Raw genomic sequence first — 13,983 nt, forward strand, 5'->3', positions numbered from 1 at the left:
TATAACCGCGCCCATGACCCGCCTGCTTGTGACTCTCTTGCGAATTACATGCCCGGCGCTCTGACCATCAGGGCGACCGGGTCAAGGCGTATGGAACCCCGCGCCGCTTTCCTCCGATATTTTTGATTCAAGTCTCAAGGACCACAAGATATGTGTGCCGACACGCCTGACTACAAAGACACGCTAAACCTTCCCGTCACCGATTTCCCTATGCGCGCGGGGTTGCCGAAACGCGAACCCGAATGGCTGGAAAAATGGGAGAAAATCGGCATCTATGACCGCCTGCGCGATCGGGCTGAGGGCCGCGATAGCTTTACGCTCCACGATGGCCCCCCCTATGCGAACGGCCATCTGCATATCGGCCACGCGCTGAACAAGATCCTCAAGGATATGGTCGTGCGCAGCCAGCAGATGATGGGCAAGGATGCCCGCTACATCCCCGGCTGGGATTGCCACGGCCTGCCCATCGAATGGAAGATCGAGGAACAATACCGCGCGAAGGGCAAGAACAAGGATGAGGTCGATGTTGTCGATTTTCGTCAGGAATGCCGCCGCTTTGCCGATGGCTGGATCGACGTGCAGCGCGATGAATTCAAGCGCCTTGGCGTCACCGGGAAGTGGGAGAAGCCTTATCTTACGATGGATTTCCACGCTGAAGCGGTGATCGCCTCCGAATTCCAGAAATTCCTGATGAACGGCACGCTTTACCAAGGTTCCAAACCCGTGATGTGGTCGCCGGTTGAAAAGACCGCGCTGGCCGAGGCGGAGATCGAGTATCACGATCACAAATCCCACACGATCTGGGTGCCGTTCAAAGTTCGGATGAGCGCGAATGCCAGCCGTGCAGGCCGCCCCGATCTGCGCGACGCGCGGGTGGTGATCTGGACGACGACACCGTGGACGATCCCGTCAAACAAGGCCATCGCGTATAACCCCGACATCTCTTACGGGCTATATCAGGTTGACGAGACCGAGGAAGAAAGCTGGACCGCGAAGGGCGATCTTTACATCCTCGCGGATTCGTTGGCCGAAGAAACGCTGACCAAATCCCGTGTGACCACGTTTACCCGCGCAGATGACGTGACGAATGAGGATCTGGAGCAGATGGTCTGCCACCACCCGTTCTACAAAGCGGACGGGGCAGAGGGTTTCTGGGACTATCCCGTGCCGCTGATCGACGGCGATCACGTGACGGAAGAGGCCGGGACCGGCTTTGTTCATACCGCCCCCAGCCACGGTGCCGACGACTACGAGGCGTTCGTGAAGCGCGGCTGGATGGACCGGATGACCCATAACGTAGGCGAGGAATCCGAGTTTTTGCCGCATGTGCCGTTCTTTGCCGGGTTGCAGGTCTTCGACCGCAAAGGGAAGGAAGGCAAGGCCAACCCCGCCGTGATCGACAAGCTGGTTGAGGTTGGCGGCATCATCGCCCGTGGCCGTGTCACGCACAGCTATCCGCATAGCTGGCGGTCGAAAGCGCCGGTAATCTTCCGCAATACGCCGCAGTGGTTCGCCGCCATCGACAAGCAGCTTGGCGACGGCATGGACGATTACGGCAAGACGATCCGCGAACGGGCGCTGACCTCTATCGACAAGCTGGTCGAATGGACTCCGCAGACCGGCCGCAACCGCCTTTATTCGATGATCGAAGCGCGGCCCGACTGGGTGCTGTCCCGTCAACGCGCCTGGGGCGTGCCGCTGACCTGCTTTACCAAGAAAGGTGCGCTGCCGACCGACCCCGACTTCCTGCTGCGGGATGAGGCCGTGAATGCCCGCGTGATCGAAGCGTTTGAGGCTGAGGGGGCCGATGCGTGGTATGCTGAGGGCGCCAAGGAACGGTTCCTCGGCAACGACTACAACGCCGACGACTGGGAGCAGGTCTTTGACATCCTCGATGTGTGGTTCGATTCCGGATCGACCCACGCCTTCGTTCTGCGCGACCGGGAAGACGGCTCCGACGATGGGCTTGCCGATCTCTACCTCGAAGGCACCGACCAGCATCGGGGGTGGTTCCACTCCTCGATGCTGCAAGCCTGTGGTACCCGTGGCCGCGCGCCCTATCGCGGCGTGCTGACCCACGGCTTCACGCTGGATGAGAAGGGCAACAAGATGTCCAAATCCTTGGGCAACACCATCGTGCCCGAGGCGGTCGTGAAGCAATACGGCGCCGACATTCTGCGCCTTTGGGTCGCCCAGACCGACTATACCGGCGATCAGCGGATCGGGCCGGAGATCCTGAAAGGCACTGCCGACAGCTACCGCCGCCTGCGCAACACTATGCGCTTCATGCTCGGTGCGCTGGCCCATTTCCGCGAAGAGGATCGCGTCGATCCCGCAGATATGCCGGAACTGGAACGCTGGGTGCTGCATCGCCTTGCGCAGCTGGATCACACGGTGCGGACGGGCTACGCCAAATACGATTTCCAGGGCGTGTTCCAGGCGGTGTTCAACTTTGCCACGGTGGACCTGTCATCCTTCTATTTCGATATCCGGAAGGACGCGCTTTATTGCGACGGTAACAGCGACCGCCGCCGTGCTGCGCGCACGGTGTTGGACCTGCTTTATCATCGGCTGGTCACGTGGCTCGCCCCTGTCCTGACCTTCACGATGGAAGAGGTCTGGCTCGAACGCTTCCCCGGAGATGACAGCTCGGTCCATCTGCAAGACATGCCCGTCACGCCCGCTGAATGGCTGGACGAACCCCTTGCCGCCAAATGGTCCGCTATCCGCCGCGTCCGCCGCGCGGTAACGGCGGCGCTAGAGGTGCAGCGTCAGGACAAGGTGATCGGCGCATCGCTGGAGGCCGCGCCCGTCGTTCATGTCCGCGACGCCGACACGCTGGCCGCGCTGAAAACCGTTCCGTTTGATGATATCTGCATCACGTCTGACATCTACCTGTCGGGCGATCCGATCCCGTCGGAAGCGTTCCGTATGCCAGAGGTCGAAGGCGTCGGCGTGGTGTTCGAAAAGGCGGACGGCACGAAATGCCAGCGCTGCTGGAAAGTGCTGCCGGATGTTGGAAAACACTCTCATGCCGCGGTGTGCGCACGGTGTGACGAAGCGTTGGGCTAACCACAATCCGCAAGAAACGGAACGCCTCGGCCCTTGCGCCGGGGCGTTTCATCGCTCACCTTTATTCCATGCCAATTACAACCGTCAAAACCCCTGTCGGAACCCTCGGCGTTGTTGAAGAAAGCGGCGCAATCACGCGATTGCTTTGGGATGCAGAGCCTGAGGGCGAGGTGACGGAGCTTCTCATCGAAGCCGCCCGTCAGCTATCCGCCTATTTTGACGACGCACTCACCGACTTTGACCTGCCTTTGAACGTCCACGGCTCAGACCTACAACGCAAAGTTTGCGCCGCCATGTCCGCCATTCCCTTCGGTGAAACTCGGACCTACGGCGACATCGCAACCGAACTCGGCGTGCCGGCACAAGCGATTGGTGGGGCGTGTGGTGGCAATCCGATCCCGATCATCATCCCGTGCCACCGCGTTCTTGGTGCAAGCTCTCTCGGCGGGTTTTCCGGCGCGGGCGGGGTAGAGATGAAGGTTGCCCTGCTAAAGCATGAGGGCGCGGCCAGCCTGCTGATCTAAGCGCGGGTGCGTACTGGGATCAGTTGCTGGACGATGCCAACGACGGTCAGGTAAATGCTTGTCAGAACCAGCCCCCACAACGCCCAGCTTTCCGGGTGGAAATCGACCCACGCGGCCCAGCCTGCGAACCATGTCCACGCAAAAGCGATTGGCAGGGACAGCACGCGCCAGCGTTCGGTGCGGACGGGATGGATGAACTTCAGCGGCAGGAACATCGTGATCGCCAGAAGGCAGACGATGCCAAGGATGATCCAATAATTCGGCTGAGTTGCGAACAGGACGATAACGACCATATTCCAACACCCCGGAAACCCCGAAAACGAGTTGTCCCGCGTCTTCATCCGCGTGTCGGCGAAGTAAAGCGCGCTGGTGAATGTGATGACGATAATGACGATCCAGCCCGACCAGCCGGACAAAAGGTCCGATTTGAACAGCGCATAGGCCGGGACAAACACGTAGGTCAGATAATCGATAATCAGATCAAGCAGCACGCCGTCATAGATTGGGGCGTTGGTCTTAACATTGTATTTCCGGGCGAGCGGTCCATCGACGCCGTCCACCGCAAAGGCGACGACCAGCCAGAGGAACATGATGCTCCAATTCTGGTCGACTGCGGCAAGCATGGCCAGCATCGCAAACACCGCGCCGGTAGCAGTCAAAAGATGGACGCAAAGGGCTTTGAACTGAACTGTCATGGCGGTGTCTTGGCGCAAATTGTCCGCGGGCGCAACGCATCAGGCCTTGGGGTGGGCCATTTTATAGACCTCCATCAGGCGCGAGGTGTCGACGGCAGTATAGGCTTGCGTGGTTGAGAGCGTCGCGTGGCCCAGCAATTCCTGAATCGCGCGAAGGTCGCCGCCTGCGTCGAGCAGGTGGGTCGCAAAGCTGTGCCGCATTGCGTGGGGCGTTGCGGTCGATGGCAGGCCAAGTTGCAACCGTGCCTGCTCCATCACCTTCTGGATCGCGCGGGGGTTCAGCGTGCCGCCGCGCACCCCACGAAACAGCGGGGCAGTTGGGTCCGGCGCAAAGGGCATCAGCGCGACATATCGATCGACCGCAAGCTGCGCTGGCCCGATCACCGGAACGATACGTTCCCGACCACCTTTGCCCTTTATGCGCAAGACATCGGGCAGCGGCGCGTCGTTCTGGGTAAGGGCAAGCGCTTCGGATATTCGCAATCCGCACCCATAGAGCAGCGTCAGGACCGCGGTGTCGCGCGCGGCCACCCATTCTTCGCGCGCGTTGGCCTCGGCGGTTTCGATCATCGCCTTGGCGGCGTCTTTCGCCAGTGGGCGGGGGAGTTTCGGTTGGAATTTCGGTGCGCGGGTCGACAAAACGGCGCTTGGGTCGAACCCTTCACGTTCAGCCAGCCAACGGTAAAAGCTTTTGACCGCCGATAGCGACCGTGCCAGCGACCGTGCTGACACGCCGCGCCCACGTTCATGCGCCATCCAGGCGCGCATATCGGTGATCCGAACACGGGTCAGGGGGGCAATGCCGGTCTTGTCGCCCAAATGCTCTGTCATGAACGCCATGTAGCCAAGGACGTCGGCGCGGTAGGCTGTTAGCGTGTTTTTGGCCGCGTTTCCCAACGCGCTTTGACCGGATAACCAAGCCTCAAGCGCGTCGCGCAGGGCTGGTGACAGGTCAATCACGACAACCAGCGACGCATGGCGCGTTCAAACACCCCGGCAAAGAAGGCCAGCAGGTCAGTGCCGTGGCTTGGCTTGAAATGATGCGGGTCTTCGGCACCCATGACCAGCATGCCGGGCAGACGGCCTTTGCCGAAATCAAGCCTAAGCGCCGCTTCGGAGCGGATGTCGTCGGCCTGGTCGCCATAGATGGAATCGTTCATCGGGCGCACCTGGCGCAACGTCACTTGCCGTGATGTTTCGTTTCGCCCGCCACCGATATAGCTGTCGACAAAGCCTGGCTCTGCTACGCTCAGCACATCGCCGAGGCGTTTGACCGCCGGATCGTCCACCTTCTGCACGGTTTCCAGCACCAGCCGCATACAATCGACTCGCAGGATTTCCGCAACTTCGCCGCCGAGATCATGCAGGAAGGTTTCAAATTCAGCCGGATCGAGCATCCGAAGGATCGCGCGATGCACCTGATTGGTCCCGGCGAGGTTCTCATACGCCGCCGCAATCACCGACCGGTGCGTTTCTTCCAGCCGGTCAAGTCGCGCCTCAAGCCGATCCATCGCAAGTCCGCGCAGATCAACGATATTTTCGCCCATCTGGTGTTCATTCGCAGCGACAAGCGCGCGCATTACGTCGGGATCTTCAAGAACGGTCTCAGGTTGCGCGATAATCTTGTCGCGCAGATCGGTTGCGATCTTTGCTGTGCTCGTCATGCCTGTGCTCATCTTTTTGTGTTTTGCGGGCTTATACACCAATTCACAGGGTATTCGCCCCTGTTTTTGGCGAAATCCAGATATTTTTTGCAACCGTTGCAGATCGGGATTGATCCGGTTGACCCCCTTCCGGTCTGCAGTCAGAATTGCGCTTTGATCCACGAGGGAAGGCCGGTTTGGCAGAGCTGTCGTTCTACGATGAAGGGGCGCTGGTGTCAGTGCTGACGACCCAACCGCTTGACCGGTTCCTTGACTACAAGGCACCCGAAGGCGGCTGTCGCGCAGGCAGTTTTGTCGAGGTTCCGCTTGGCCCCCGAAAGGTGATCGGCGTGATCTGGGGTCCGGGCGAAGGCGGGTATGACCTAAGCAAGGTGCGGTCGGTGATCCGCGTGCTTGATGTCGCACCGATGCGGGATGAGATGCGCACATTCCTGATGCGCGCGGCGGATTACACGCTGAACCCGCTGACGGCCATGCTGCGGCTTGCCACGCGGGCGCCTGGGCTAAGTGATCCTCCCTCAATGCAAAAGGTCTATCGGCTTGGCGAAGGCACGCCTGATCGCATGACAGACGCCCGCCGCCGTGTGCTGGAGGCGCTGTCGCATTACGGCGGCCTGAGCTTCACCTTGAAAGAGCTGGCAGAGGCCGCCGGAACCAGCGGCTCGGTCGTCAAGGGCCTCGTGAAACAAGGCGCCGTGCGGGAAGAGGACACGCCCCGCGACCGGCCCTATCCGCATCTTGATTGCGATTACGGCGGGGTCGAGTTGAACCCGGATCAGGCGAAGGCGGCAGAGCAGCTTTGCGTCGGAGTGACCTCGGGCGATTATGGCACGACGCTGCTGAAGGGCGTAACGGGCTCCGGCAAGACCGAAGTTTATCTGGAGGCGGTCGCGGAGTGTTTGCGCAAGGGGCGTCAAGCGTTGGTATTACTGCCCGAAATCGCCCTGACCGCTGAATTTCTGACCCGCGTCGAGGCGCGGTTTGGCGCGCGGCCTGCCGAATGGCATTCCGGTGTGACGATGACCGAACGCCGCCGCTGCTGGCGCATGGTCGGCGAGGGGGCGGCGCAACTGGTCGTCGGGGCGCGATCCGCGCTTTACCTGCCGTTCCGCGATCTTGGCCTGATCGTCGTCGATGAAGAACACGACAGTTCCTACAAGCAAGAGGACGGTGCGCTTTACAACGCTCGGGATATGTCGGTGCTGCGGGCAACCTGCTGCGGGGCGCAGGTGGTGCTTGCCTCTGCGACACCATCGCTTGAAAGCTGGGCGAATGCAGAGGCCGGGAAATACCAGCGGCTTGATCTGACCAGCCGTTTTGGCGCGGCGGAGTTGCCCGAAATGCGGGCCATTGACATGCGGGCCGAGGATTTGCCGGGTGCGCGCTGGGTGTCTCCGACGCTGGTCGGCGAGGTTCGCGCCCGGATGGAGAAAGGTGAGCAATCGCTGCTGTTCATCAACCGCCGTGGCTATGCCCCGACGACGTTGTGCCGGGCCTGCGGCCACCAAATCGGCTGCGATCACTGCGACGCGCGGATGGTCGAACACCGCTTCCTGAAGCGCCTGATGTGCCATCAATGCGGTGAGACGAAACCGATGCCCGATACCTGCCCGTCTTGCGAGGTCGAGGGCCGCCTTGCCCCAATCGGCCCCGGTGTGGAGCGGTTGGCGGAGGAGGTGACGGAGCTGTTCCCCGATGCCCGAATTGCCGTGTTGTCGTCTGATCTATTCGGCTCCGCCCGCGCCTTGAAGGAACAGATCGAAGCCATTGCGGCCGGCGCTGCCGACATCATCATCGGCACACAACTTGTCGCAAAGGGCCATAATTTTCCGTCGCTTACACTGGTTGGGGTCATCGACGCGGACCTTGGCCTGCAGGGGTCGGATTTGCGGGCAGCGGAGCGGACGTTTCAATTGATGCGCCAAGTTGCGGGCCGCGCCGGGAGGGTGGAAAAACGCGGGGTCGCCGTGCTTCAGACCTACCAGCCAGAACATCCGGTGATCCGCGCGATTCTGTCCGGCGACGAAGAGGGCTTCTGGCAAGCCGAGGCGCGGGAGAGGGAAGCTGCGGGCGTTCCCCCGTATGGGCGCCTTGCGGGTATTGTGGTGTCGTCGCCAGATGCAGCGCAAGCGTTTGATCTTGCCGGGGAAATGGCGCGACGAGATGATCCGCTTAGACGTATCGGCGCCACCGTTTTCGGCCCTGCACCCGCCCCGATCGCACGTATTCGAGGGCGGCATCGAGTGCGATTATTGGTGAAAGCGGCGAAAGGCGTTCCGCTGCAAAAGGCGCTTTCTGATTGGGCCGGGCAGTTCCGGTTGCCGGCAAATCTGCGCCTGTCCATTGATATCGATCCGCAGAGCTTTTACTGAAAACCCCTGATATGGTCCCGCGTTTGCACGTTCGCCGCCCCTGATTTCCCGCCGCGCTCCTGTCGACGTAGTTATGAGTATTTTTGGCAAGATGAAACACAGGGCGCCGCTTCATCTTTCCCGAAGTATCCTCGCCGAAGGCAAGAAAGTTCTTCGTTGCACAGGGTCTGTGCCTTTCCCTTTGTCGATTCCGGGCGTAAAGCGATGCCATGCGGATCGTTCGCCTCTCTGACGCTCGGTCGCTGCCGGTTTGGCGGCGGCCAATCATGTTGCTTTTTCTGATGGCAACAGCGATGCCGATTGCCTTCGCGACGTGGTCGGCGCTGCTGAATAACTTTGTGATTGAGGCTGCGGAGTTTGACGGCGCGGATATCGGGTTGCTGCATACGGTGCGGGAAATTCCGGGCTTTCTTGCTGTTGGGGTAATCGCCGTCATCATGTTCATGCGGGAACAGGTGCTTGGGCTTGTCTCGCTGATGCTGCTGGGCGCGGCGACGGCGGTAATGGCGTGGTTCCCGACGCTGGGCGGTATCCTGACGATCACAATGTTAAGCTCCATCGGCTTTCACTATTACGAGACGGTCAACCAGTCGCTACAGCTTCAGTGGATCACCAAACTACGTGCACCGCAGATGCTCGGCTGGCTGAGTGCCGCAGGGTCAGCGGCGACGCTTGTGGCCTATGTGCTGATCGTCATGACGTGGGAGAGTTTCGATCTGTCCTACAACTTCGTCTACCTCGCCTCGGGTGGGTTGACGGTTCTGATCGCGCTTTATTGCTTCTTTGCCTTTCCGCAGTTCGAGGCGCCGAATCCGCAGGTCAAAAAGCTGATCCTGCGCAAGCGCTACTGGCTTTATTACCTATTGCAGTTCTTCGCAGGCGCCCGGCGGCAGATATTTATCGTGTTCGCTGGCTTTATGATGGTCGAACGCTTTGGCTTTGCGGTGCACGAAGTCACCGCGCTGTTCCTGATCAACCTCGTCATTAACATGATCTTTGCCCCTTTGATGGGCCGCGCGGTGGGCCATTGGGGCGAGAGGAACGCGTTGATTTTTGAGTATGTCGGCCTTGTCACCGTCTTTCTAGCCTATGGCGGCGTCTATATGTTCGGCTGGGGCGTTGTGCTGGCGGCGGCGCTTTACGTGATCGACCACATGTTTTTCGCGCTGGCGCTGGCGCTGAAGACGTATTTCCAGAAAATTGCGGACCCCGGCGATATTGCTCCGACTGCGGCAGTCGCGTTCACGATCAACCATATCGCGGCGGTGTTCCTGCCGGTGCTGCTTGGGCTGCTGTGGGTGGCGTCGCCTGCCGCGGTGTTCCTTTTGGCGGCTGGGATCGCGTTTGGTTCGCTTTGCCTTGCGCTGCTGATCCCGCGCCATCCAGAGCCGGGGTATGAAACCATCTTTGCCCGCGGCTTGCCCGCCGCGGCAGAATAACACCTTTCCTGAAAGACTCACCATGCCGACCTTTACCGCCCTCACGACCTTACCCGGAAAAGACCAAGCTGAGGCGCTGGGCGAAGCAATGGAGCGTTTGGTGCCGGGGCCGACGGGCGTCGGCGTGTTTGAGGTCGAAGATGGCTCTGGCCTTTGGGAAGTCGGTGGGTATTTCACCGAAACCCCGGATGAGGCGGGGCTGGCACTGCTCGCTTCGGCCTTTGGGGCAAAGCCGTTTGCGGTGTCCGAAGTGCCCGATACCGATTGGGTTGCACATGTCAGGCGCGAATTGCAGCCGGTCGAGGCGGGGCGGTTCTTTGTCTATGGCAGCCATGATGCAGACCGCGTGCCGGGCGACAAGATCGCACTGTTGATTGAGGCCGCGATGGCGTTTGGCACAGGGCATCACGGAACGACGCTTGGTTGTTTGCGGGCGCTTGATCGGCTGGCAGATGAAGGATTTAAGGGCCAGAACGTTGCCGATATTGGCTGCGGCACGGCGGTGCTGGGCATGGCGGCGGCGAAGATTTGGCCCGATACTGTGCTTGCCAGCGATATTGATGCGGTAGCGGTTGAGGTCGCGGAAACCAACGTCGCTGCAAACGACTTGATCGGCCGGGTCGAGTGTGTTGAGGCGGCGGGGTTTGACCATCCTGCACTGTTTGAGGCCGCGCCGTTCGATCTGGTTTTTGCCAATATCCTGAAATCGCCGCTGATCGCGCTCGCTCCTGATATGCAGGCGCATGTCGCGCCGGGTGGATATGCGATTCTGTCCGGTATTCTTAATGAACAAGCGGATGAGGTGATCGGGGTTTATTCACGAAACGGGTTCAATCTTGTCAATCGGGATGAGATTGTTGAATGGACCACGCTGCTTTTGCGCAAGGCTGACGCCTAGACGCTTGGATTCCCGCTATTATCGCGACGCTGCCATATTTCCGCCATATTGTATTTGGACATTAGCGTTTACTTTTTATTAACTTTATCTTCGTTGGTGGGGGCCGACGTTTTGGAGGCTGTCATGGCAGACGCCAATATGCAGAATTTTGACCAACGGTTGCGCCGTATTTCCAAGCAACACCGTAAGCTGGCTGGCGGCTACGTCACGTCAGTGAATCACGACGGGCTTATTATCGCCCAACCCAGACGCCACGGTCCGCGTTTCCCTTGGAAGGGTCTGATGCTCACCGCAGCATTGTTCCTTCTGTTCAAAGGGTTCCTGTTCGCGAGCCTGGGTGAGATCACCTATGAAGAACGTGTCAGCAAGCTTCGCGCCGGAACGGTGGTTGAGCAGGCAGGCGCATTCGCGATGCAGGCTGACCCTGCGACGCTGTGGGTATCCAGCCAGATCAGACGTTACATCTGGTAAGGGTTTCGCGCTTCGGCGCGGCTTGATCACAAGGTCCCAAAGAAAAAGGCCGCACCCGGGTGGGATGCGGCCCTGATCGCGTTTAGCGTAAGCTGTTCGGCTTAGCGGAACCGGCGGGCAACGACGGCTTCGATATCGCCACGGCACAGGCCGATATCGGCGAGTTCGTGATCGCTGAGGCTGTTCAGCTCTTTCCGGGTCACGCGGGCGTTGTTCCAGGTCGTGAAGGCGCTGAAGAACGTCTGCGTCAGGTTTGCAATGCCACCGCCGGGCTGAACGGTGTATGCGTTACGGGTGTAATCGATAGCTGCCATCTGCTTGATCCTTCTACAACAACGGCATGGATGTCCTATAAGCCGCCACCTAGTAGGGTCGATCGGGTTCAGCAAGTGCCATTTGTGCATGTCACACATGCAATTTCCGCATAGCTGTAAATCACGCTTAACAAGCTGTAATAACTGGATAAAATGCGCATCTGGATAATGTCGCTTTTGGATCAGAAACGTTGCGATTCTGTCGCTTTCAGACGAAAATTTCATGGATTCCCAGCGCCGCCCCCGTGGTCTTTGAGATTGGCAAATGTTCGCGTTTCGTGCTACTCAGCAAAAAAAGAATGAAAAAGGGGCGGCAGGATGCGTGTTTTGGGAGTTGATCCAGGGCTCAGGAACCTCGGATGGGGGTTGATTGAGGCGGATGGAAGCCGACTCAGCCACGTTGCGAACGGGGTTTGCACATCCGAAGGCGATGATCTTGGCGCGCGGCTTTTGTCGCTGTATCGGCAACTCACCACAGTTATTGCGGAATTCGCGCCGGATGCGGCAGCGGTAGAGCAGACTTTCGTAAACAAGGACGGCGCCGGGACGCTGAAGCTGGGTCAAGCGCGGGGGATCGCGATGTTGGTGCCGGCGCAGGCTGGATTGACGGTTGGGGAATACGCCCCGAACACCGTCAAGAAAACTGTTGTGGGTGTTGGCCACGCCGACAAGCGCCAGATCAACCATATGGTAAAACTGCAATTGCCGGGGGCAAAGATAGCCGGACCGGACGCGGCGGATGCGCTGGCCATCGCGATTTGCCATGCGTTTCACATGCAGACCACCGGCCGGGTGGCCGCAGCGGTCGCGAGAGCGGGCGCATGATCGGGAAGATCGCCGGGCGGATCGACTATCGCGGTGCGGATCACGTGCTGATCGACGTGCGCGGGGTCGGGTATATCGTTTACGTGACCGACCGGGTGATGGCGGCCTTGCCCCGAAATGGGGAAGCGGTGGCGCTGTTCACCGACCTGTTGGTGCGCGAGGATAATCTGCAACTGTTCGGCTTCACGACCCTCGTTGAAAAGGAATGGCACCGCCTGTTGATGAGCGTTCAGGGGATCGGTGCGAAGGCGTCGATGGCCATTCTGGGCGCGTTGGGCGCGGATGGGGTGAGCAAGGCCATCGCGCTTGGCGATTGGAGCGCGGTTGCGGTCGCCAAGGGCGTTGGCCCGAAGACCGCGCAGCGGGTCGTGAATGAACTGAAGGACAAGGCCCACGCAGTGATGGCGATGGGCGGAACCCTCGCCGAAGCACAGGGCGAGGTCGCGGCGGACGTTGACGCGGTGATCGAAACGTCGGTCGTGCAGGCCACGCCAAGCGGTAGCGCGGGAGCAGCGCAGTCGGAGGCGCTCTCGGCGCTTGGCAATCTGGGCTATGGCCCTGGCGAGGCGGCGAGCGCCGTGGCGCAAGCGATGAACGACGCGCCCAATGCCGACACGCCAGCCCTGATCCGGACGGCGCTGAAACTGCTGGCACCGAAGGGGTAGGCGGATGAGCGAACCAGACCCCACCTTGCGCCCCGAAGCCCGACCAGAGGATGCCGACCGCGCGTTGCGACCGCAAAGCCTTGATGAATTCATCGGGCAGGCAGAGGCGCGGGCGAACCTTAAGGTGTTTATCGAATCCGCACGGCGGCGCGAGGAGGCGATGGATCACGCGCTGTTCCACGGCCCGCCGGGGTTGGGGAAAACCACGCTCGCGCAGATCATGGCGCGGGAGTTGGGGGTGAATTTCCGCATGACCTCTGGCCCGGTGTTGGCGAAGGCCGGCGATCTTGCCGCGATCCTGACAAACCTTGAGGCGCGGGATGTGCTGTTCATCGACGAAATCCATCGCCTGAATCCGGTGGTGGAAGAGGTGCTGTATCCGGCGCTTGAGGACTTTGAACTGGACCTCGTGATTGGCGAGGGGCCAGCGGCGCGAACCGTGCGGATTGAGTTGCAGCCGTTCACTCTGGTCGGGGCGACGACGCGGCTGGGGTTGCTGACGACTCCGCTGCGCGATCGGTTCGGGATACCGACGCGTTTGCAGTTCTATACGGTTGAGGAGTTGCATGAGATCGTGACGCGCGGTGCGCGCCTTATGGGTATTCCAGCAGAACCCGACGGTGTGCGAGAGATTGCGAAGCGAGCCCGCGGCACCCCTCGGATCGCGGGCCGACTTCTGCGCCGGGTGGTCGATTTCGCGGTTGTCGAGGGCGACGGACGGCTGACCCAAGCGATTGCCGATGGCGCGCTGACGCGGCTTGGGGTAGACCATCTGGGGCTTGACGGGGCGGACCGCAGGTATTTGAAGCTGATCGCTGAGAACTACGCCGGGGGTCCGGTCGGGATCGAAACCATGTCTGCCGCCCTTTCAGAATCTCGCGATGCGCTGGAAGAAGTGATAGAGCCGTTTTTGCTGCAGCAGGGGTTGATTCAAAGAACCCCGCGCGGACGAATGCTCGCCCCGAAGGCATGGACGCATTTGGGAATGGCAGCGCCGAAGGGGCAGAGTGATCTGTTTGGCTGAGGCGGCGGGATTTGAGTATT

The 13,983-nt window shown here is 60.3% G+C and carries 13 protein-coding genes; 9 read left to right on the forward strand and 4 right to left on the reverse strand.

Features of this window, described 5'->3' with window-relative positions; translation table 11 throughout:
• The first annotated feature begins 150 nt into the window (after positions 1 to 150).
• Positions 151 to 3,072 (forward strand): isoleucine--tRNA ligase, encoded by a 2,922-nt coding sequence (ileS, locus tag ACEWPJ_RS02635; protein ID WP_416510686.1) that lies wholly within the window; start codon positions 151 to 153, stop codon positions 3,070 to 3,072.
• Positions 3,073 to 3,140: 68 nt separating this feature from the next.
• Positions 3,141 to 3,596, forward strand: coding sequence for a methylated-DNA--[protein]-cysteine S-methyltransferase (locus ACEWPJ_RS02640; RefSeq protein WP_416510688.1), 456 nt, complete (start codon positions 3,141 to 3,143; stop codon positions 3,594 to 3,596).
• Here the strand turns inward: ACEWPJ_RS02640 and ACEWPJ_RS02645 are convergent.
• Genes ACEWPJ_RS02645 through ACEWPJ_RS02655 form a run of 3 tightly spaced genes read right to left on the reverse strand, consistent with a single transcriptional unit; the run spans position 3,593 to position 5,955 of the window.
• Positions 3,593 to 4,291 (reverse strand): CDP-alcohol phosphatidyltransferase family protein, encoded by a 699-nt coding sequence (locus ACEWPJ_RS02645; RefSeq protein WP_416510689.1) that lies wholly within the window; start codon positions 4,289 to 4,291, stop codon positions 3,593 to 3,595. The genes ACEWPJ_RS02640 and ACEWPJ_RS02645 overlap by 4 nt on opposite strands.
• A gap of 39 nt (positions 4,292 to 4,330) precedes the next feature.
• Positions 4,331 to 5,251, reverse strand: a complete 921-nt coding sequence (locus ACEWPJ_RS02650; protein ID WP_416510690.1) for a tyrosine recombinase XerC — start codon at positions 5,249 to 5,251, stop codon at positions 4,331 to 4,333.
• Positions 5,248 to 5,955, reverse strand: coding sequence for a DUF484 family protein (locus ACEWPJ_RS02655; protein ID WP_416510692.1), 708 nt, complete (start codon positions 5,953 to 5,955; stop codon positions 5,248 to 5,250). The genes ACEWPJ_RS02650 and ACEWPJ_RS02655 overlap by 4 nt, the downstream gene beginning before the upstream one ends.
• 176 nt (positions 5,956 to 6,131) lie before the next feature.
• Here ACEWPJ_RS02655 and ACEWPJ_RS02660 point away from each other — a divergent pair, with 176 nt between their 5' ends.
• From ACEWPJ_RS02660 to ACEWPJ_RS02675, 4 genes are all read left to right on the forward strand, one after another.
• Positions 6,132 to 8,327 carry a primosomal protein N' gene (locus ACEWPJ_RS02660; protein WP_416510693.1) on the forward strand — a complete coding sequence of 732 codons (2,196 nt, stop codon included), beginning with the start codon at positions 6,132 to 6,134 and terminating at the stop codon, positions 8,325 to 8,327.
• A gap of 209 nt (positions 8,328 to 8,536) precedes the next feature.
• Positions 8,537 to 9,766, forward strand: coding sequence for an MFS transporter (locus ACEWPJ_RS02665; protein WP_416510695.1), 1,230 nt, complete (start codon positions 8,537 to 8,539; stop codon positions 9,764 to 9,766).
• Positions 9,767 to 9,788: 22 nt separating this feature from the next.
• Positions 9,789 to 10,664 carry a 50S ribosomal protein L11 methyltransferase gene (locus ACEWPJ_RS02670; protein WP_416510697.1) on the forward strand — a complete coding sequence of 292 codons (876 nt, stop codon included), beginning with the start codon at positions 9,789 to 9,791 and terminating at the stop codon, positions 10,662 to 10,664.
• A 123-nt stretch (positions 10,665 to 10,787) separates the two neighbouring features.
• Positions 10,788 to 11,135, forward strand: coding sequence for a hypothetical protein (locus ACEWPJ_RS02675; RefSeq protein WP_416510698.1), 348 nt, complete (start codon positions 10,788 to 10,790; stop codon positions 11,133 to 11,135).
• 101 nt (positions 11,136 to 11,236) lie between these two features.
• Here ACEWPJ_RS02675 and ACEWPJ_RS02680 read toward each other — a convergent pair whose 3' ends face one another.
• Positions 11,237 to 11,449: a DUF1127 domain-containing protein gene (locus ACEWPJ_RS02680; RefSeq protein ID WP_416510699.1), complete on the reverse strand. Its 213-nt coding sequence runs from the start codon at positions 11,447 to 11,449 to the stop codon at positions 11,237 to 11,239.
• A gap of 318 nt (positions 11,450 to 11,767) precedes the next feature.
• On the opposite strand from ACEWPJ_RS02680, the gene ruvC reads away from it, so the two are divergent.
• The 3 genes from ruvC to ruvB are packed head-to-tail and all read left to right on the forward strand — an operon-like array spanning position 11,768 to position 13,963.
• Entirely contained in the window at positions 11,768 to 12,274 is a 507-nt protein-coding gene (gene ruvC, locus ACEWPJ_RS02685) for a crossover junction endodeoxyribonuclease RuvC (RefSeq protein ID WP_416510700.1), read from the forward strand.
• The gene (ruvA, locus tag ACEWPJ_RS02690) at positions 12,271 to 12,939 is read left to right on the forward strand and encodes a Holliday junction branch migration protein RuvA (RefSeq protein WP_416510702.1); all 669 of its coding nucleotides are present in this window, start codon (positions 12,271 to 12,273) and stop codon (positions 12,937 to 12,939) included. The genes ruvC and ruvA overlap by 4 nt, the downstream gene beginning before the upstream one ends.
• 4 nt (positions 12,940 to 12,943) lie before the next feature.
• Positions 12,944 to 13,963 carry a Holliday junction branch migration DNA helicase RuvB gene (gene ruvB, locus ACEWPJ_RS02695; protein WP_416510703.1) on the forward strand — a complete coding sequence of 340 codons (1,020 nt, stop codon included), beginning with the start codon at positions 12,944 to 12,946 and terminating at the stop codon, positions 13,961 to 13,963.
• Positions 13,964 to 13,983: the final 20 nt, after the last annotated feature.

The sequence above is a fragment of the Aliiroseovarius sp. YM-037 genome, assembly GCF_048060095.1.
Lineage (GTDB): Bacteria > Pseudomonadota > Alphaproteobacteria > Rhodobacterales > Rhodobacteraceae > JBLUOA01.